Annotated in this window: 22 protein-coding genes; 8 read left to right on the top strand and 14 right to left on the bottom strand. The window is 63.1% G+C overall.

The window, feature by feature from the left end:
* Positions 1–37: 37 nt before the first annotated feature.
* Positions 38–2359, bottom strand: coding sequence for an AAA family ATPase (locus ACTJK4_RS11815; RefSeq protein WP_440817980.1), 2322 nt, complete (start codon positions 2357–2359; stop codon positions 38–40).
* 516 nt (positions 2360–2875) lie between these two features.
* Between ACTJK4_RS11815 and ACTJK4_RS11810 the strand changes: the two genes are divergently transcribed.
* The 4 genes from ACTJK4_RS11810 to hemP all read left to right on the top strand — a co-directional run bounded on the left by ACTJK4_RS11810 (position 2876) and on the right by hemP (position 5236).
* Positions 2876–3532: an energy transducer TonB gene (locus ACTJK4_RS11810; RefSeq protein ID WP_260802272.1), complete on the top strand. Its 657-nt coding sequence runs from the start codon at positions 2876–2878 to the stop codon at positions 3530–3532.
* A 49-nt stretch (positions 3533–3581) separates the two neighbouring features.
* Positions 3582–4310 (top strand): MotA/TolQ/ExbB proton channel family protein, encoded by a 729-nt coding sequence (locus ACTJK4_RS11805; protein ID WP_440817979.1) that lies wholly within the window; start codon positions 3582–3584, stop codon positions 4308–4310.
* A gap of 9 nt (positions 4311–4319) precedes the next feature.
* Positions 4320–4730: an ExbD/TolR family protein gene (locus tag ACTJK4_RS11800; protein ID WP_024975369.1), complete on the top strand. Its 411-nt coding sequence runs from the start codon at positions 4320–4322 to the stop codon at positions 4728–4730.
* Between the two features lie 224 nt (positions 4731–4954).
* Positions 4955–5236 (top strand): hemin uptake protein HemP, encoded by a 282-nt coding sequence (gene hemP / locus ACTJK4_RS11795; protein WP_440477083.1) that lies wholly within the window; start codon positions 4955–4957, stop codon positions 5234–5236.
* A gap of 206 nt (positions 5237–5442) precedes the next feature.
* On the opposite strand, the gene ACTJK4_RS11790 is transcribed toward hemP, so the two are convergent.
* The 5 genes from ACTJK4_RS11790 to ACTJK4_RS11770 all read right to left on the bottom strand — a co-directional run bounded on the left by ACTJK4_RS11790 (position 5443) and on the right by ACTJK4_RS11770 (position 8190).
* Entirely contained in the window at positions 5443–5856 is a 414-nt protein-coding gene (locus tag ACTJK4_RS11790; RefSeq protein ID WP_024972523.1) for a GlcG/HbpS family heme-binding protein, read from the bottom strand.
* Positions 5857–6165: 309 nt separating this feature from the next.
* Positions 6166–6453 carry a hypothetical protein gene (locus ACTJK4_RS11785; protein WP_440477084.1) on the bottom strand — a complete coding sequence of 96 codons (288 nt, stop codon included), beginning with the start codon at positions 6451–6453 and terminating at the stop codon, positions 6166–6168.
* A gap of 246 nt (positions 6454–6699) precedes the next feature.
* Positions 6700–7029: a hypothetical protein gene (locus ACTJK4_RS11780; RefSeq protein ID WP_232040389.1), complete on the bottom strand. Its 330-nt coding sequence runs from the start codon at positions 7027–7029 to the stop codon at positions 6700–6702.
* A 151-nt stretch (positions 7030–7180) separates the two neighbouring features.
* Positions 7181–7420, bottom strand: coding sequence for a hypothetical protein (locus ACTJK4_RS11775; protein ID WP_232040390.1), 240 nt, complete (start codon positions 7418–7420; stop codon positions 7181–7183).
* A 260-nt stretch (positions 7421–7680) separates the two neighbouring features.
* Positions 7681–8190, bottom strand: a complete 510-nt coding sequence (locus tag ACTJK4_RS11770; protein ID WP_260802269.1) for a phasin family protein — start codon at positions 8188–8190, stop codon at positions 7681–7683.
* 190 nt (positions 8191–8380) lie between these two features.
* Here ACTJK4_RS11770 and ACTJK4_RS11765 point away from each other — a divergent pair, with 190 nt between their 5' ends.
* The 4 genes from ACTJK4_RS11765 (at position 8381) to ACTJK4_RS11750 (ending at position 11085) form a co-directional block, all read left to right on the top strand.
* Positions 8381–8791 carry a PRC-barrel domain-containing protein gene (locus tag ACTJK4_RS11765; RefSeq protein ID WP_260802268.1) on the top strand — a complete coding sequence of 137 codons (411 nt, stop codon included), beginning with the start codon at positions 8381–8383 and terminating at the stop codon, positions 8789–8791.
* A gap of 138 nt (positions 8792–8929) precedes the next feature.
* Positions 8930–9130: a glycine zipper 2TM domain-containing protein gene (locus tag ACTJK4_RS11760; RefSeq protein ID WP_004634401.1), complete on the top strand. Its 201-nt coding sequence runs from the start codon at positions 8930–8932 to the stop codon at positions 9128–9130.
* A gap of 159 nt (positions 9131–9289) precedes the next feature.
* Complete coding sequence (gene nodI, locus ACTJK4_RS11755) at positions 9290–10252, top strand: nodulation factor ABC transporter ATP-binding protein NodI (protein WP_260802267.1); 963 nt, start codon at positions 9290–9292, stop codon at positions 10250–10252.
* Between the two features lie 11 nt (positions 10253–10263).
* Positions 10264–11085 carry an ABC transporter permease gene (locus ACTJK4_RS11750; protein ID WP_232040394.1) on the top strand — a complete coding sequence of 274 codons (822 nt, stop codon included), beginning with the start codon at positions 10264–10266 and terminating at the stop codon, positions 11083–11085.
* Positions 11086–11154: 69 nt separating this feature from the next.
* Here the strand turns inward: ACTJK4_RS11750 and purF are convergent, their stop codons facing one another.
* From purF to trpB, 8 genes are all read right to left on the bottom strand, one after another.
* The gene (gene purF / locus ACTJK4_RS11745; protein ID WP_232040395.1) at positions 11155–12690 is read right to left on the bottom strand and encodes an amidophosphoribosyltransferase; all 1536 of its coding nucleotides are present in this window, start codon (positions 12688–12690) and stop codon (positions 11155–11157) included.
* A gap of 98 nt (positions 12691–12788) precedes the next feature.
* On the bottom strand, positions 12789–13286 hold the full coding sequence (locus ACTJK4_RS11740) for a CvpA family protein (RefSeq protein WP_440817978.1): 498 nt from the start codon (positions 13284–13286) through the stop codon (positions 12789–12791).
* A gap of 90 nt (positions 13287–13376) precedes the next feature.
* Positions 13377–14237, bottom strand: a complete 861-nt coding sequence (locus ACTJK4_RS11735; RefSeq protein WP_440817977.1) for an SPOR domain-containing protein — start codon at positions 14235–14237, stop codon at positions 13377–13379.
* A 13-nt stretch (positions 14238–14250) separates the two neighbouring features.
* A complete protein-coding gene (gene folC, locus ACTJK4_RS11730) occupies positions 14251–15549 on the bottom strand; it encodes a bifunctional tetrahydrofolate synthase/dihydrofolate synthase (protein ID WP_316871358.1) in 1299 nt (432 codons plus the stop codon).
* Positions 15550–15642: 93 nt separating this feature from the next.
* Positions 15643–16515 carry an acetyl-CoA carboxylase, carboxyltransferase subunit beta gene (gene accD / locus ACTJK4_RS11725; RefSeq protein WP_232040399.1) on the bottom strand — a complete coding sequence of 291 codons (873 nt, stop codon included), beginning with the start codon at positions 16513–16515 and terminating at the stop codon, positions 15643–15645.
* A gap of 30 nt (positions 16516–16545) precedes the next feature.
* On the bottom strand, positions 16546–17343 hold the full coding sequence (gene trpA, locus ACTJK4_RS11720) for a tryptophan synthase subunit alpha (RefSeq protein ID WP_232040400.1): 798 nt from the start codon (positions 17341–17343) through the stop codon (positions 16546–16548).
* Positions 17344–17357: 14 nt separating this feature from the next.
* Complete coding sequence (locus ACTJK4_RS11715) at positions 17358–18179, bottom strand: DNA-methyltransferase (RefSeq protein WP_232040401.1); 822 nt, start codon at positions 18177–18179, stop codon at positions 17358–17360.
* 16 nt (positions 18180–18195) lie between these two features.
* A complete protein-coding gene (trpB, locus tag ACTJK4_RS11710) occupies positions 18196–19389 on the bottom strand; it encodes a tryptophan synthase subunit beta (RefSeq protein ID WP_232040402.1) in 1194 nt (397 codons plus the stop codon).
* Positions 19390–19400: the final 11 nt, after the last annotated feature.

The following is a 19400-nucleotide window of genomic DNA, read 5'->3' as shown; positions in this document are numbered from 1 at the left end:
GCAGACGCGTGTGCATGCGCTTGATGTGCGTTAAGCGTCAGCGCGGTGTAAATCCGATGGAGCGCCGCTCACGCAGTTCCGGCTTGATGGAATGCTCCTGCCGCAGTTGCGCAAGGAAGGCCTCCGGGTCAAGCGTCTCGCCCAGCAGCACAGACTGCTGCTTGACCACCGCAAAGTCGCCGGGCGTGAGCATGTCGAGCGACGCCAGCATTTCGCGCCACACCGGCTTGAGCGCCTCGGCCTTGCCGCCTAGCGCCTCGGCAATGAACATCTGCTCACGCTGGGCACGTACGAGCGGCTTGAAGCGGATCTTGAACGCAAACCGCCGCAGCGCCGCTTCGTCAATCCGATCAAACAAGTTGGTCGTGCAGACGAAGATGCCGTCAAAGCGCTCCATGCCCTGCAGCATCTCGTTGACTTCCGACACTTCGTAATTGCGCACCGCGCCCTGGCGGCTCTGCATGAAGCTGTCCGCCTCGTCGAGCAGAAGCAATGCGCGCTCTTCTTCTGCTCGCGAGAACATCGCAGCAATCTGCTGCTCGGTTTCGCCAACGTACTTGCTCATCAAGTCCGACGCGCGGCGAATCATCAACGGCATGTCGAGCTGCGCCGCAATGTGCTCGGCCAGCACCGTTTTGCCCGTGCCCGGCGGCCCGTAGAAGCACAGCGTGCCGCGTCGCCGTGCGCGCAGCGCTTCGATGATGCGCTCGACGGAAAACCGTGTCTCGAGGTTCAGGTAATCCAGCTTGTATTCGGTCACGACGCGGTGCGCCTGCACGTCCGGGCGCAAGCCCATCGCCTGATCGGCGTGGTCCAGCTGACGCTCGATCAGCGATTCGGCAGGCTCTTCCATTGCCGGCTGCGTCAGGCGCGCAAAGCGTGCGGCAGAATCGATCTGCGCAGGCGTGAGCGTCTTGCGCGCCGCCAGCTTGGCCATGAACGCGTCCGACACCTCCAGCCCTTCCAAATGCTTGCGGATGATGCTTTCGCGCACCGTCGGCGGCGGCACCTTCAGCTCAAGGTGGAACTGGAAGCGGCGAAGATATGCCGGATCGATCTGGCGGATCGAATTCGACACCCAGATCACCGGCACAGGGTTCTGCTCCAGCGTCTGGTTCACCCACGCCTTGCCGTTGACCGAGCCACGCGGCTCCTCGTGGCCGAAGAGGCTCATCAACTCGCGCGTCGGGCCGGGGAACACGTCTTCCACTTCGTCGAACAGCAGTACCGCACCGGGCCGCCCGCGCAGGAACGCCTGCGACACCTGCAGCGAGCGATAGCGGTCTTTGCCCGTGAGGCTGTTGCCGTCCTTGTCGAGACAATCCACCTCGTACAGTTCGCAACCAGCGTCACGTGCCAGTACGCGGGCCAGTTCCGTCTTGCCGGTGCCAGGCGCGCCGTACAGCAGGATATTGACGCCCGAGGCACGCTGCTGCGACGCGTTCTCCAACAGCGCGGTCAGGTAGCGCGCATCGGTTTCCACATGCGGGTAGTCGGACTGCGACAGCGTGGTCGGCGGCGCCGGGCGCGTGAAGACGGCCATCATGTCCGCCTCGCTGGCGTAGTCGCCCAGCAGCACATGCAGCAGGCGGTCGGAGATACGCATCAGATCGCCCAGGTCGGTGACGCTGTTCTCCGGCAGAGGCGGCTCGATGAGACCCAGCGTCTCCAGTCGGGAACCGGGCCGCAATGACGCGGCAACTTCGGACGTGCTCGCCCCCGCCAGACTGGCGAGCAGTTGGAACGCTTCCTGGCTGTGCGCAACCTTGCAATCGACCATCACGGCGCGCAGGTCGCGCTTGTACTTCACCAGGGAGGCAAACAGCAGCAGCGCGCGTTCGTGCGGCGGCAGGCCGAGCACGCGGGCCAGCATGTCGATGTTGCCGACGAGCAGGACACGTTCACCGGACAATCGCTCGCCCAGCGCATCGCACGACGCGCCAAACACGGTGAACATGTCCTTGGCGTGATGCTTGACGTACTCGTCGAGGTAATAGAACAGCGAGCCTTCATCGAAGGCGCTGCTCCACTGGCCGTGGCGCTCCATGAAGGTGGGCAAGTCGAGCTTGCCGACCGCACGCCAGCCCGGCATGTCGGCGCAGCGCGCAGACAGAAAACGCTGCAGCCGCTGGATAACCGTGACGGGCCAGATCAGCTCCGGCGCGCAAACGGTGAGAATGTCATTGATATTGGTGCGCAGGTTGAAGCGCAGGCCCATCGCACAGACCGTGCGCAGCGCAAACTGTGCGCACATGGAATCGAGCGAGGACAACAGCAGCGCCTGCGGCTGCCTGCCGCCCGTGGGGACGAACGTGCCATCGTCGTCAGCGTCGTCCATGTTGAGGTTGGCTTCATCCATGGTCGCCCCCTTCTTCCCCGTTTCACGGTTGGCCGGCCGGTCACCGTGTTTGAATGGTTTTCATCCTAGCGCGTTTGCGCACACAGCGTACCCCGGGTGGACCCGTGTCTTTGCAAGTTGCGCGCCCGCAGCGCCTTGAATGGCCAACCGCCTGCACAGGCAGTTTCCCGCCATCGGCCGTCTGGACGTGAGCCCCACCCCACGAAAGAGAGGGAATTTTGTGCGCAAATAGGAATCATTATCGTTTATACTTTGCCTATCGGCCCAATAGACTGAACGCAAACTCTGTTCGGTTGTCGCAACACTGTTGCACTTGCAGGCCTACAATACCTGTCACGCTGGCGACGGCCGGCTGGCTTCAACGCTAGGCGCCATGGAATTGCTCCTGAGTCTGCTCATCAGCATTGGGGTTTCACTGATCGTCTTCGGCAAGCGCTGACGCTACGCCGCTTTCGTCGTTCATCCCACCACCATCGCATCGCATTCCATTTCTCTGCTTTCGATTCACGGTCGTTGATGATTCACCCTCGTACTCTCAAGATCCTGGTGGTCGTGCTGTTGCTGCATGCGGGCGTGCTGATGCTGATTCAGCTTGGCCTGATCGCGCCGCGCCCGACTGTCGAAGAACCACTGGAAATCCAGGCGCACATCATTCCGGCCGCGCCTGAGCCGATCAAGCAGCCGGAGCCGCCCAAGCAGCAGCCGGTCAAGCAAGAGGCGCCCAAGCCCGTCAATATCGTCAAGCCGGTCGCGCAACCCAAGCCCACGCCGATGCCGACGCCCACGCTGCCGCCGTCGGACAATGCCCCCGTGGTGCCCGCCGCACCGCCCACGCCGCCGGCACCGGCTCCGGAACCTGCGCCCGCGCCGGCCCCGGTTTCGTCTGGCCCGATCAGCGTCGGCATCAACGACATTCAATGCAGCGATCCGCCGCTCGTCTATCCCAGCATGTCGCAGAAGATGGGCGAGGAAGGCCGTGCCATGGTCAAGATTTCCATTGGCACGGCGGGTGAAGTCACCAACGTGACGGTCACCTCGTCGTCCGGTTCGCCGCGCCTTGACCGTGCCGCCACCGATGCCGCGCGCGCCATCAAGTGCAGCCCATACAAGCAGAACGGCCACGCCGTGCCCGTGGTGGCCAGCAAGCCGTTCGTCTTCAAGCTCGATAACTGATTCGATCCCGCTTCTCGCTTAGCCTCTCGCTCAATTCAGGACATTCATCATGCAGGAACTCGGTCTTTCCCATCTCTGGACACAAGGCGATATCGTTACCCGCGCCACGGCAATTCTGCTGCTCAGCATGTCGCTCGCCTCGTGGATCGTCATCTTCACCAAGGCATGGGACATCGTGCGCCTGAAGTCGATGGCGCAAGGCGCTGAAAAGCGTTTCTGGCACTCGGATGACTTCGATCACGCCATGCAGACGCTGGGCTCAGCCAAGGACAACCCGTTCCACATGTTGGCGCAAACCGGCCGCGAGGCTGCACAGCACCATCGCGCCAGCCAGCCGCAGTTGCACGATGTGATGGACATCTCCGACTGGATCACGCGCTCGCTCAAGAGCGCGATCGACGAGTCGGTGGGCCAGATGCAATCGGGCTTGGCCGTACTGGCCTCGGTCGGCTCGACCGCACCGTTCGTCGGTCTGTTCGGCACGGTGTGGGGCATTTATCACGCCCTGCTCGGCATCGGCGCCGTGGGCGTTCCGACCATCGACAAGGTGGCCGGCCCCGTGGGCGAATCGCTCATCATGACCGCCTTCGGTCTGGCCGTGGCCATTCCCGCGGTGCTCGGCTACAACGCCCTCACGCGCGGCAACAAGGCCATCATCGCCAAGCTCAACCGCTTTGCGCACGACCTGCACGCTTACTTTGTGACCGGCGCGCGCCTGCGCCCGGGCACTTCGCGTGACGACGCCGGCGTGCGTCTGGCGGCGGTCAAGCAGCAGTAAGGAGAGGCCATGTCCTTCGGATCTTTCGACAGCGACGACGAGGTGATGAGCGAGATCAACATGACGCCGCTGGTCGACGTCATGCTGGTGCTGCTGATCATCTTCATCATCACCATTCCGGTGATCAACCACGCGGTGAAGATCGACCTGCCGCGCGCGTCCAACAAACCCGACGACGCCAAGCCGCAAAGCGTGAACGTCGAGATCAACGCAGACGGCCAGGTGTTCTGGAACAACCAGCCGGTCGACGAGGCCACGCTGCAGGCCGACATCGCCCAGGCCGCGCAGCAGCAGCCGCAGCCGGAAATGCACCTGCGCGCTGACCGCAACGTGCGCTACGAGCGCGTGGCGCAGGTGATGGCCTCCATCCAGCGTGGTGGGCTTTCCCGCATCGGCTTCGTGACGGAGCCGCAGCACTAGGCGGCACGCATCACCGTGCCCAACGAACCTCGTCTTCGAGGGTTCGTCGCTTCAGAACCTAACGCAACCGGGCCACGCGCCCGGTTTTTTTTTTTCGAGCACGGATCAGCGCATTCTCAGATCACGCTTGTAGTGATAACGATTCTCATTTACTCTATCTGGAATTCGCTGGGCTGACTTCAGCCAGCGCCCCAGCCTCGTTTTTCGCTCGCCAGGACATTGCTATGAATGTTGCCGAACACCAAGACGCAGGACGTACCGTGACGCGTCGTCGTCACGTCATCGTGGCTCGCAAACGCCCCGCCGATCTGAATGCCGCGCCCGCAACGGAGGCCGCATCAGCGGCACCCGAAGCCGTGCGGGATATTCCGTCTGCCATCGGTGACATGCGGGTGATGACTTCCGAGCAACTCTTTGCCGGCCAGAATGCCGTGGCCATCCGCCACAACGGCGCGATCTACACGCTGCGCGTCACGCGCTTCGGCAAGCTGATTCTGACCAAGTAACACCGCAACACGTACCGGCTTTTGTGGGGACGTCTCTCTCAGGAGACATTCGGCCCTAGCCAGCCGTCGTCGCTTCGCATGGCTGTTTCGCATGGCCAGACGACCGCCAGCCACGCCGCTCTTTCCCTGCATCGCGCGCCCAAAGAAAAAGGGCGCGACCCCTGCCGCGCCCTTCCCTTTGCTGATTCGTCCAGCGTGATTGCGTATCAGCAGATCACGTTCACAGCGGCAATGCCCGCCTTGGCGATCACCACATCTTCCGTGGACTTCACGCCCGACACACCCACCGCACCGGCGCACACGCCCTCAACCATTACCGGCACACCGCCTTCGAGCATGCCCTGCAGATGCGGCGCCGACAGGAACGAGATACGACCGTTGTTGATGATGTCTTCGTAGATCTTCGACTCGCGACGGCCCAGCGCTGCAGTACGGGCCTTTTCCGGGGCGATGTACGCCGAGATGGTGGCGCAGCCGTCCATGCGGCGCAGGCCCATCAGATGGCCGCCGTCGTCCACCACGGCGATCGTCACGTTCCATTGGTGCGCGCGCGCTTCTTTCTCGGCAGCGTCCAGGATCTTGGTGACATCGTCCTGGCACAGGCACGGTTTCGTTTTCATGACGTTCTCCTTGGTGGTTGTAATGCGAAGGCGCAAGGGCTGTGTAAAGCCCGTATCAGGCAAAAGTATGCCATCGGCAGTGAGCGCTTCCACAGCATGATCCCGCACCCATGACGCAAAAGAGCCGATACATTCCTGCGCTTCAGGATCGTCGAGTATCGTTGCGCTTGCGCCGTACGCCAGCGTTTCCTGAGTCCCTGGGGAGCCTACGTTAACACGCGGCATGCATCATGAAGATGCACAAAGAAAAAGCCCGGGTATGGCCCGGGCTTGATGTTGCGATGCGGCAGCAAACCTGCCGCTCTCGGTTTATGACGGACGGCCGCTGCAAGCGCCATCGGTGTAGGGGTCGGCGCGCCCCATCTTCGCCCCGTCGGTATAGGGGTCGGTGCGGCCCATTTTTGCGCCATCGGTGTAGGGATCAGCACGGCTGACCTTGGCCCCATCGGTGTAAGGATCGGCGCGGCTCACCTTGTGGGTGGCCTGATACGGATCGCTCGAGCCGGCGTGCGCGACCGCCGCGCCTAGCGCCAGGGCCAAGCCGCTTGCGGCTGCAATCAAGGTGCGCGTTGCAAAGCGTTGCGTGGTGACTTGCATGAGGACTCCTTCGGTCAGGACACTGCGAACATGACGTGCGCCGCTGTGACACACGTGTCCGCGTGATTCACGCGGACGTCATATCGACCGGGTAAGCGAGGCGCCAGTTCTCCACCGCGCTGCTTTGTCACGGGGCTGGCTACTCGATTACCCGTCATCCAAATTGACGCACGTGCCATGCCACCGGGGCTCTTGCCACCAAAGAAAAAAGCTCCCGAAGGAGCCTTCTCTTGGCAGATTGCCCGCTCAACGCCAGTGGCGCCAGTGACGGCCGTCGTACCAGCGATAGCGAGGACCCCAACGGTACCAGCCGGGGCCCACCACAACCGGGGCCGGGCCATACGCAGGCGGACCGTAATACACAGGCGCCGGGGCGTAATACGCCGGAGGCGGCGGGGGCGGGTAGTAGACCGGAGGCGGCGGCGGATAGTACACCGGCGCAGGTGCCACATACACAGGCGCCACCGGCACGCCAAACCCGATGCCGACGCTCACATGCGCCGACGCCATCCGCGGCACGGCCAGCACTGCCAGTGCGGCTGCACCTGCAATCCACAGCACATTGCGTCGAATCATCTTGATCACCTGCAGCTAGAGCGCCGAGCGAGTCCGTAGCCGGCGCGGAATACGGTATCTGTATTGTATTCAGGGCTGCTGACACAGGTGATACGGCGCTGGCGAATTAGTAACAGAACGTAACGCCACTCCGCGCATCACGCTCGCCTCATCAGTCCAGCGCGGGGCTGCAGTCGAACTCGCCTGCGGCGATCATCGCTTCGGCGTACGCTCGCGCGGCTTCCAAGGCCCTGGCGGCGCTCGAATACGTGTTGGCGGATTCGCGCACGGTGGTGCGGGCTAACAGGGTCTCACCGTTACTGGCGCGCAAGATGCTCACTTCGGCGCGCCAAGCTTGCGGCGAGAGTTCATAGGCAGATACCTCGATTTTGCAGTCGTCTCGGAAAGTCATGTGTCCTCCGGTTCGTATTGGATTGGCCCAGCCTCGTGTCAATGCACGAAGAGCCAGATCACCAGCAACACAAGCGCGGGAACACCCAAGAGCCACGCAACGAGATAGGGCATGACAACCTCCCACATGTTGATAGGCATGTAGGAAGTGTAAAGACGCGCGCATGGGCAGAGTGTCGACCTCCGCCCGCGCCGTTTTGTAGGACTGTACCGAAATGACTGTCGGCCCACGCCGACGCTTCTCACCCGTACAGAGGAGGCCTAGTGTGCAGTGCCGTCCTTGGCGGTTACGTCACTTGGGCTCAAGATCCGGCTCGTACCGGCATCTTCAGCCGCCTCTGCGGCGGCCACCTCCAGGCCGACCGATGCTTTGAAAAAATTCACGGCCGCCTCGGCACCAGGAGGCGCGGCGTCCACAAGGTTTTCCGCGAGGAACCCCCATTGGCGGCGCACTTCGTCACCGTGGCGTTGCAAGGCGCGGGCAATTCCGTTCTGCGTCTCGACGCCGATTTCAACAAAGTTGCGGGTATAGCCAGAGACACGTTCGCCAGCCGGTTGCAGATAACGCGCTTGTGCGTTCCACCATTCGCCGGCGTCGTGCGCACCGGCGGCGTCGTGCAGGCAGTGCTCCGTTTCGCCAAGACCGGTCTTGAGGGCCTGCAGATTGAGCCCGATCAAGCGATTGACGCCGTTCACGGCCTCTTCCGTGACCGCCATCCAGGTTTCGAGCTGCGATCGTTGCAGAACGCCGAGTTGCTCCAGAGTCATCATGTCGGTTACTCCCTCGTGAGATCGGTGAATACGTCCAGCATGTGCCGGGCGTTTCAGTGTAGCCGCGCATGATGCCGATTTCCTTGACCTCAACCGTTTGTCCTACAGGTGTTTCGGACGCCATCGCCTGCGGTGCCGCCCGTGTGCGCGTTAGAGTGAATCGCATCCTTCACCAGACCACGGAGTCACGATGAAACGTCTCGCCGCCGCCCTGATCGCTGGTGCCACCATTGCCGCCACACCGCAGGCTTTCGCGCAGGTCGCGGGCCACGCTGCGCTAGGGGTGTCCGTTACCGAACTCGATGCCGTCATCAAGGGCGTGAGTGTGAAGAAGCAGGTGCTTGGCAAGCCGGTCTACAACGAGGCCAAGGAGAAGGTCGGCAATGTGCAGGACTTGATCGTGACGCCGGAAAACGCCGTGTCGTTTGCCATCGTGGGGGCGGGCGGCTTTGTGGGCCTGGGCCGGCATGACGTGGCCATTCCTGTGAATCAGTTCCAGTACGATCAAGGCAGAATCGTGCTGCCTGGCGCGACCAAAGACGCCATCAAAGCGCTGCCGGAATTCAAGTACGAGCGTCAGCAAAAGCCGGCCAAGGCCTGACGAGCCGGGGAACTTTGTCCTCTGCAGCCACGCTGAAGGTGTGGGAATCGGCTGACAAGCCTTTCAGGCAACCTGCCCTGCACATAGCGGCGTGCATGCTCTTGAATGAAGTTACACAGACGACAAAAGGAGTTTGTTATGCGTGCCTTCGTATCCTTGATTCTGGCGGCCGCATTGGCATCCGTCAGCGGATGCGCGGACATGACGCCAAAGCAGCGCAACACTGCGCTAGGCGCAGCCGCAGGTGGTGTCGCCGGGGCGGCCATCTGGGGCGGTCCGGGCGCCACGCTGGGTGGTGCGGCACTGGGTGGCGTGGTCGGTAACGCCGTCACCAAGTAACCCCGCCAGAGCGCGCAGCGATGCGCGCGCTGCAAGCTCGGGCCAGGCATGTCGCCTGGCCCTTTTTGTTGCCTGAGAGCCGCGCAATGTCGTCGCAGATTCCCCCCATACGCATATGCGGATGCCGGCGCATAATCGGCGTTTTGCAACGGAGGCAATGTGCGATACGAGCAAGAAGGTTTTGGCGTGAGCAGCACACCGATCCTCAGCGTCGAAGGCTTGCGCAAACGTTACGGCGACCAGACTGTCGTCGACAACCTGAGCTTCAGCGTGCGCCGCGGCCAGTGCTTTGGCCTACTCGGCCCCAATGGCGCCGGCAAGACCACCACGCTGCGCATGCTGCTCGGTATGACGATGCCCGATGCGGGCAGCCTGAGACTGTGCGACGAGCCCGTCCCCGAAGCCGCACACCGCGCGCGCATGCGTGTGGGCGTCGTGCCGCAGTTCGACAATCTCGATCCTGATTTCTCCGTCTCGGAAAACCTGCGGATCTTTGGGCGCTACTTTGGCCTCTCGTCTGCGACCATTCGCGAGCGCATTCCTACCCTGCTGGAGTTCGCGCGGCTCGAACAGAAGGCCGATGCGCCCGTACGCGCCCTCTCGGGCGGCATGAAGCGGCGGCTGACGGTAGCGCGCGCGCTGATCAACGATCCCGACATCCTCGTCATGGACGAGCCCACCACGGGGCTCGACCCGCAAGCGCGACACCTGATCTGGGAGCGCCTGCGCTCATTGCTCGCAGCAGGCAAGACCATCTTGCTGACCACGCATTTCATGGAAGAAGCCGAACGCCTGTGCGATGAGCTTTGCGTGATCGACAACGGCCGGAAGATCGCGCAAGGCAAACCACAAGAACTCATCGCACGTGAAATCGGTTGCGACGTCGTTGAAGTCTACGGCGACGACCTCAACGCCCTGCGCGCGCTGCTGACACCGCTCGCTGATCGCGTCGAAACCAGTGGCGAGACGCTCTTCTGCTATGCACGCGATCCGCAGCCGCTGGTGGCCGCGCTGCGCACGCAGGCAGAAACGCACACCATGCCCGGGCTGCGCTATCTGCACCGCCCGGCCAATCTCGAAGATGTGTTCCTGCGCCTGACCGGCCGCGAAATGCGCGACTGAGAGAACCGCCCATGTCCACTGAAACCGCACTCACCCCAACGCAGAAACGCGCCTTTCCGCAGCCCCTGCTACCGCTGAACTTCCGCAACTGGCAGTACGTCTGGCTGCGCAACTTCATGGTGTGGCGCAAGCTGGCCATTCCGTCGATGGCCGGCAATCTGGCTGACCCGATGATTTACCTGTTCGGCCTTGGGCTCGGCCTGGGCCTGCTGGTCGGGCGCGTCGACGGCGTGTCGTACATCGCATTCCTGGCAGCCGGCACGGTGGCGTCCAGCACGATGATGTCGGCGAGCTTCGAGGCGATGTACTCCGCGTTTTCGCGCATGCACGTGCAACGTACCTGGGAAGCAATTCTGTACGCGCCGCTCAGCCTGGGTGACGTGGTCCTTGGGGAGCTGCTCTGGGCCGCCAGCAAGTCGGTGCTCTCGGGCCTGGCGATCATGCTGGTTGCCGGTGCTCTCGGCTATGCGTCGATGCCGCAAGCACTGCTCGCCCTACCCGTCATCGTGCTGACCGGTTTTACCTTTGCCTGCCTGGCGATGAACATGACGGCGCTCGCGCCCAACTACGACTTCTTCATGTTCTACCAGACGCTGGTGATCACGCCGATGATGCTGCTCTCGGGCGTGTTCTTTCCGCTCTCGCAACTGCCGGCGCCCGTGCGCGCAGCGACGAGCGTGCTGCCATTGCCGCACGCGGTGGATCTGATCCGCCCGCTGATGCTGGGCCGCACGCCGGAGAACATCCTGCTGCACCTCGGCGTGCTGCTGCTGTACGCCGTTGGCGCGCTGCTGCTGTGCCTGTGGCTGCTGCGTCGTCGCATGCTCAAGTAAGGCACGATCGCAACGCCCAACAAAAAAGCCCGTCGCGATGACGGGCTTTTCTTTTGCTGCGCTCGAGATTTACTCGTTCACGGCAGAGCGCTGCAGATGCAATTGCGTACGCGGATCATCGTTCTGCGCATTCTCACGATCGGCCTTGGCCGAGTTGTTGCGCGCAGCCTCCAGGCGATCGAGGTAAGCCTCGTCGATGTCGCCCGTTACGTATTTGCCGTCAAAGCATGACGCATCGAAATCCTTGAGCGCCGGATTGACGTCGCGCACGGCGCGCTTCATGTCTTCCACGTCTTGGTACACAAGCTGGTCGGCGCCGATGATCTTGGCAATCTCTTCGTGCGTGCGGCCATAAGCCACCAGTTCGCCGCGCGTCGGCATGTCGATACCGTACACGTTCGGGAACTTCACCGGCGGCGCGGCCGAAGCGAAGATCACCTTCTTCGCACCGGCATCGCGCGCCATCTGCACGATCTCCGACGAGGTCGTGCCGCGCACGATGGAGTCGTCGACGATCAGCACGTTCTTGTCCTTGAACTCGATCGCCATGGCGTTGAGCTTCTGACGCACGGACTTCTTGCGCACCGCCTGGCCCGGCATGATGAAGGTACGGCCAACGTAGCGGTTCTTGAAGAAACCTTCGCGATACGGCACGCCCAGGTGGTTGGCCACTTGCATTGCGGCCGGACGCGATGAATCCGGGATCGGCATCACCACGTCGATCTTGTCGGTGACCTCGCGCTTGATCTTTTCGGCCAGGTAATCGCCCATGCGCAGGCGCGCGTCGTACACCGACACGCCATCCATGCGGGAGTCCGGGCGGGCGAGGTACACGTATTCAAAAATGCACGGCGAAAGCACAGGGTTGGCGGCGCACTGCTTGGTGTGCAGCTTGCCCTCGAGGTCGATGAAGATGGCTTCGCCCGGGGCCACATCGCGCTCGAACTTGAAGCCGATGCCTTCCAGCGCCACGGACTCCGAAGCGACCATGTATTCGATGTGGCCCTCCGGCGTTTCCTGGCTACCCAGTGCGAGCGGGCGGATGCCAAACGGGTCGCGCACAGCCAGCACGCCGTAGCCGGAAATCTCGGCAGCGATGGCATACGAACCGCGCACGCGGCGGTGCAGGCCTTCCACGGCCGTGAAGATGGAATCGCGATTCAGCGGGATATCGTTACTGGCGCGTTGCAGCTCGTCGGCCAGCACATTGAGCAGCACTTCCGAGTCGGACTGCGTGTTGATGTGGCGGCGGTCGCGCCGGAACATCTCGTCGCGCAGCTGATCGGAGTTCGTCAGGTTGCCGTTGTGCGCCAGCACGATGCCGAACGGCGCGTTGACATAGAATGGTTGGGCTTCTTCTTCGCTGGAGGAGCCCGCGGTCGGATAGCGCACTTGGCCGATGCCACTCGTACCCGGCAGGCCGCGCATGTTACGGGTGCGGAACACGTCCCGAACCATGCCGTTGGCCTTGTGCATGTGGAAAGTGCTGCCTGATGCGGTGGCAATGCCGGCCGCGTCTTGCCCCCGGTGTTGCAGGAGCAACAGACTGTCGTAGATCAGCTGATTGACGGGCGTGGCTGAAACCACCCCAACGATACCGCACATGTCGAACTCCAGCGAGAACGTATTTGGTGGCGCCCACACCCGTTGCGGGCGCCGAAAAAGCTTTCCGGATCGCCTAGCTCGCGGCCAAGCGCTCCAGATCAATAGTGAACATACTTCGCGACATCCGGGGGCAACAACGGCTTGGCCACTTGTGCTGCCTGCTCCGCATAGGGTCGCGTAATCGCATCGCGCCAGAACGGTTGCTCAGGCAGACTGGTAAAGCCGGCCACCGTCATCAACACGAGGATGATCACGCCACCGCGTGCCAACCCGAACACCATACCCAAACCGCGATCTGCCGGCTTGAGCCCCGCGCTCGCCAGGGCCGCCGAAAGCAGTGCGCCCACCAGCGAAGTTGCAATCACCGTCACGATAAACAGTAGGACGAAACCGAGAATGGTGCGTGCCACCGGCCCACCGGGCAGCGATTCCGGCATCCAGCCCGCCGCCACACCAGAAAACGTGTACGCCACCCACGCGGCAAACAGCCACCCCAGCAGCGCCAGCACTTCGCGAATCAGCCCCCGAAACAACCCAATCAGCGCCGATGTGACGATGATGAACAGCACACCGTAGTCAAAGAAAGTCGGTTGCATCGGGCAGCGGCTTGGATTGACTGTGGCGGAGTGCGGGGTGATGAATCAGCAAATCTGACGAGCGCGCTGAGTCCACGTTCGGCCGCATCATCATTGCTGCACGAGTTTGGGCGTCAGGCCAATCTGCTCTGCACGCTTCTGCGCCGCTTCCGCAGACGCACGATCGTTGAACGGCCCCGCTCGCAGCAAGGCCAGATCGCCCTTCTCAGGCACCTTCTTGTGTTCGATGTAACCCGGAATCTTCTCGCCCTTGAGCTTGCCCAGCCAATTGCGGGCGCGGTCCTCTGAAGCGAATGCGCCGATCAGGAGAATGAACTTGCCGCCGTTGGCATCGGTGCTCGGTGCAACCGCTTGCTGTGGGGGCTGGGCGGCCGGTTGGGCAGGTTTCGCTGCGGGCTTGGACTCAGCAGGTGGCGTCGGACTGGCGACGGGCTTGGGCGGTGTCGCGGGCTTGGCTGCAGCCGACGGGTTCTGGGCTGCGGGCGGTGCGTCATTGCTTGCGACAACCTCTTCGCCCTGGTCAAGCGCCTGCGCCTGATCCGTCGACGAAACTGCGGGACGCGACGCGGAACGCCGGCTGGCGACCTTCGGCTCGTCGGTCGAGGCCTTGGCGCCACGATCGACCGGCTGATCCTGGATCTGCACGGCCACGGCATCGGTCACGGGGCGCGGCTTGGAATCAAACACGAGGGGCAGCACGATCACCGCGGCGCCAACCAGCACCACCGCACCGATCAGCCTGCGGCGAGCGCGTTGTTTTTGCGGGAGTTCAGGGTCAAGACCGTCGTCGTCATCGTCGGAGCGACGGGAAGCGCGGCTGCGAGCATTCGACGATGCGCGCGAACCCCGCACCGCATCGCGAGCCACATCGGCAGCACTACCGGCGGCTGCGCCGCGTGTGCGTTGGCCTTCAGCGTTCTTGCGGGAGGAAAAGATGGAAAACAGTCCCATGAGGGCCCCGGTTTTAGTGCGCGCGACTCTTGCGCTCCGCCAGCACGCCGGCAACGGTGTAGAACGATCCGAAGACCACGATTCTATCATCCTCGGTGGCCCGCTCCATGGCGTTGCGATAGGCTGTGGCGGGATCGCTGAATGTGCTCACGCTTGATTCCTTGCCTGCGCGGAAACCGGCGTCGGCCAGCACCTGCGCCAGGCTTGCGGCAGTCGCCGCGCGCGGCGTCGGCAAGTCGGTCAGGCACCAGTGATCGACCTTGTCGAGCATGTGCCGGAGCACACCTTCGATGTCCTTGTCCTGCATCGCACCGAACACCGCGTAGGTGTAGCGGTAGAAGCCCATGTTCTCGAGGTTCTGGCCCAGCGCGGCCGACGCGTGCGGGTTGTGTGCGACATCCAGGATCACGGACGGACGCCCGGGAAGAACCTGGAAGCGCCCCGGCAGCACCACCTGCGACAGCCCCAGACGCACGTCCTGCGCCGAGATCGGCAACCGATCGCGCACTGATTCCAAAGCAGCCAGCGCCGCCGACGCATTCAGCAGTTGGTTCGCCCCGCGCAATGCGGGATAGCCCAGGCTCGGCCAACGGCGCCCGCGGCCGCTAAAGCCCCACTGCTGCTTGTCGCCCTGGAAGTTGAAATCGCGACCGATCAGCCAGAGATCTGCGCCAATGGCCTCGGCGTGTTTCACTAGGGAGATCGGCGGCACCGGGTCAGAGCAGATCGCCGGCTTGCCTGCTCGGAAGATGCCGGCTTTCTCAAAGCCGATCGCCTCGCGGGTATCGCCCAGGTAGGCCATGTGATCGAGATCGACGCTGGTGATGATGGCGCAATCCGTGTCGACAATGTTGACCGCGTCCAACCGGCCACCCAGGCCGACTTCGAGGATCACCGCATCAAGACCCGCGTTGGCGAACAGATGCATGATCGCCAGCGTGGTGAATTCGAAATAGGTCAGGCTGACGGGCTCGGGGAAGCTGCAGCGCGCGCGCTCTACGGCCGCGAAGTGCGGCAGCAGCATCGCGTCGGTGGCGATCTCTCCATTCACGCGAGCGCGCTCGTTAAAATCGATCAGGTGTGGCGAGGTATGGCAACCGACCTTGTAGCCGGCGGCCAGCAAGATCGCCTCGAGCATCGCGCAGGTCGAGCCCTTGCCATTGGTGCCGCCCACCGTAAAGACGACTGACTTGAATTCCAGCCCGAGCGCATCGCGCACGCGACTGATGCGGGCCAAGCCCATGTCGATGCCGACCGGGTGTGCGGTTTCCAGGTGGGCCAGCCAGTCGGGCAGCGTGTCGAATGTAGGCATGCGAAATAGGTGGCGCGACGTCAGGGAAACGGGCCGCGCAAAAACAAGAAGCGCGGACTCACGCCCGCGCTTCGGTTCAACAGATGTGCTGCATCAGGCCAGCGCGTCGGCCGGTTGCTTCTGCAGGAGCGCAAGAAGCTCCGCGATCTCGCGGCGCATGTTGCGGCGGTCGACAATCATGTCGATGGCGCCCTTCTGCAGCAGGAACTCAGCGCGCTGGAAGCCTTCCGGCAGTTTCTCGCGAACGGTCTGCTCGATCACACGCGGACCGGCAAAGCCGATCATTGCCTTGGGCTCGGCGATCACCACGTCGCCCATGAAGGCGAAGCTGGCGGACACACCGCCCGTGGTCGGATCGGTCAGCACGCTGATGAACGGCAGCTTGGCTAGCGCCAGCTTCTGGACCATCGCAGTGGTCTTGGCCATTTGCATGAGCGACAGCAGGCTTTCCTGCATGCGCGCACCGCCCGAGGCCGTCACACAGATGAACGGCACCTTCTGTTCCAGCGCCATCTGCGCACCACGCGCGAAACGCTCGCCTACCACCGAGCCCATCGAGCCCGTCATGAATTCGAACTCGAAGCAGGCCACCACCACCGGCAACGCATGGATGGCGCCGCCCATCACGACCATGGCATCGGTCTCGCCGGTGTTGTCCATGGCGGCCTTGATGCGGTCGGGGTACTTTTTGCTGTCCTTGAACTTGAGCGCGTCGACCGGGAGGATCTCCTGACCCAGCTCATAGCGCCCTTCGGCGTCCAGCAGCGCGTCCAGGCGAGCACGGGCTCCGATGCGCATGTGGTGGTCGCACTTCGGGCAGACGTGCAGGTTGGCCTCGACGTCGGTCCGATACAGCACCGACTCGCAGGCCGGGCATTTGACCCAGAGGCCCTCCGGAATGCCCTTGCGTTGCGACGGGTCGGTCTGTTGGATCTTGGGCGGAAGCAGTTTGTCCAGCCAGCTCATGCGTGCTCCTTGAATGCAATGTCGCTGAGATCAGGCGTCGAGCGCCTGGCGAATCTCCGCGATGAAATCAGTCAAGTATTGTACCGCTTGTTCGCGAGGTGCTTCTTCAAGCAATTGCACAATGCGGGATCCGATGACCACCGCATCCGCCACACCGCTGATCGCACGTGCCGTTGCAGCATCACGAATGCCGAACCCGACGCCCACCGGCAGCCGCGCGTGCTGGCGGATTTGCGGGATGCGTGCCGCCACAGCGTCGAGGTCGATGGTGGCCGCGCCAGTCACGCCTTTGAGCGACACGTAGTAGATGTAGCCACTCGCCACGCGCGCGATCTGCGCGATACGCGCTTCGGTGGACGTGGGCGCCAGCAGGAAGATCGGATCAATGCCGGCGGCGCGCATGGTGTTGGCAAAAGCCTCGCACTCTTCGGGCGGATAGTCGACCACGAGGACGCCGTCCACGCCGGCTTCGGATGCAGCTTTGGCAAAAGCCTCCACGCCCATGCGCTCGATCGGGTTGGCGTAGCCCATGAGCACCACGGGCGTCGTTGAATCGGTGGTGCGGAATGCCCGCACATACTCCAGCACCGTGCGCAGACCGACCTTCTTGGCCAATGCGCGCTCCGAAGCACGCTGAATAACTGGGCCGTCCGCCATCGGGTCGGAGAACGGTACGCCCAGTTCGATGACGTTGGAACCGCCCTTGACCAGCGCGTGCATCAGGTCGACGGTCATCTCGGGGTACGGATCACCCGCCGTGATGAACGGAATCAGGCCCTTGCGGCCCTGTGCGGACAACTGCGAAAAAGTTTGAGCGATGCGGGACATAGGGGGATCAGGTTTCAGGCGACCTTGATAGTCTCAGGCGCCTGCGATTCAGTCGGTTGGACGTTGGCGGCAGCGGCGGCATGCACAGCAGCCACCCGCTCGCGCGCTACGCGGCAATAGTCGGCATTGATCTCGAAGCCGGCGAAGCGGCGGTCAAGCCTTGCACACGCGGCCGCCGTGGTGCCGCTGCCCAGGAACGGGTCCAGCACCAGACCGCCCGGCGGGCAGCTTGCCAGAATCATGCGTTCCACCAGTTCCAGCGGCTTTTGGGTTGGATGCTCGGCGCGCTCCGGGTCTTGCCGGTGCAGGCGCGACACGCTCCACACGTCCTTCGGGTTGTAGCCAACTTCCAGCCACTTCTTGCCCTCGAAACGCTTGCGGCTGCGCGCTTTTTTCGTCTCGGCATCGTACGGAATGCGCACGGCGTCGACATCGAAGTAGTAATCGCGTGAAGCGGCAAAAAAACCGATGTTGTCGTGCACCGACGAGAACTTGCGCGTGCTGCCGCCCATACTCGGCACTCGGCGGTCCCAGATGATCTCGTTGACCATCGTGAGGCGCCGCTTGAGCATCACGAACAGTTCCGGCGCGTATTGCCACGTGCAGAACAGGTAGAACGATCCGTTGCGCGCCAGCTTCGGCCGCACCGCATCGATCCAGCGTTCGGACCAGGCGAGGTATGCATCGCCCGACAGCTTGTCGGAGTCGTTGCCGTAATCCTTGCCCAGCCCGTACGGCGGATCGGCGATCACGAGGTCCACACTGCCGTCGGCCAGATGCTCGACCCCGGTAATGCAGTCCTCGTTGAAGATGCCGTCGATGGCGCGCTCGGTCATGCGTGTGCCAGTGCCGTTAGAGTTTGATGCCGGAGAATTCGGCGACGGTATGCATATCCTTGTCGCCACGGCCGGACAGGTTCACCAGCAGGATCTTGTCCTTGGGCAGGGTCGGCGCCAGCTTGCACGCATACGCCAGCGCATGGCTCGATTCCAGCGCCGGGATGATGCCCTCCATGCGGCACAGGTCGTGGAAGGACTGCAGCGCTTCCTTGTCGGTAATGCCGACGTATTCCGCGCGCCGCACATCCTTCAACCAGGCGTGCTCCGGACCGACACCCGGATAATCGAGCCCGGCCGAGATCGAATGCGTCTCGATGATCTGGCCGTCTTCATCTTGCAGCAGATAGGTGCGGTTACCGTGCAGTACGCCCGGTGAGCCGCCCGTAAGCGACGCGGCGTGGCGACCGGTCTCGATGCCCTCGCCCGCTGCTTCCACGCCGATCAGCTTCACGTCGGTGTGGTCAATGTACGGATAGAAGATGCCCATGGCGTTGGAGCCGCCGCCCACACAGGCGATCACCGCGTCCGGCTGGCGGCCGGTCATCTCCGGCATCTGCACTTTGCATTCCTCGCCGATCACGGCCTGGAAGTCGCGCACCATCATCGGATACGGGTGCGGGCCTGCCACCGTGCCGATGATGTAGAAGGTGTCGGCCACGTTGGTCACCCAGTCGCGCATCGCTTCGTTCAGCGCGTCCTTGAGCGTGCGCGAGCCCGACTCCACCGGCACCACGGTCGCGCCCAGCAGCTTCATCCGGTAGACGTTGGCGGCCTGGCGGCGCACGTCTTCGCTGCCCATGTAGACGACGCACTCCATGCCGTAGCGCGCGGCAATCGTGGCGGTGGCAACACCGTGCTGGCCGGCGCCCGTTTCGGCAATCACGCGTGGCTTGCCCATGCGGCGCGCGAGCAGCGCCTGGCCGATCACGTTGTTCACCTTGTGCGCGCCGGTGTGGTTCAGGTCCTCGCGCTTGAGGTAGATCTGCGCGCCGCCGCAGTGTTCGGTCAGGCGGCGTGCGTGATAGATGGGCGACGGCCGACCGACAAAATGCTTCAGCTCGTATTCGTATTCCTTGATGAACTCGGGATCGTGCTGATAGCGCGCATAGGCGTCGCGCAGCTCATCCAGCGCGTGGGACAGCGTTTCGGCAACGAAGGTGCCGCCGTAGGGGCCGAAATGGCCGTGGGCGTCGGGCAGGTTGTACATGGCAATCTCTC

Origin of the sequence: Ralstonia sp. 22111 (genome assembly GCF_052045895.1) — a bacterium.
Classification (GTDB): Bacteria; Pseudomonadota; Gammaproteobacteria; order Burkholderiales; family Burkholderiaceae; genus Ralstonia; species Ralstonia wenshanensis.
This window is presented reverse-complemented; position numbering and strand designations above follow the sequence as displayed.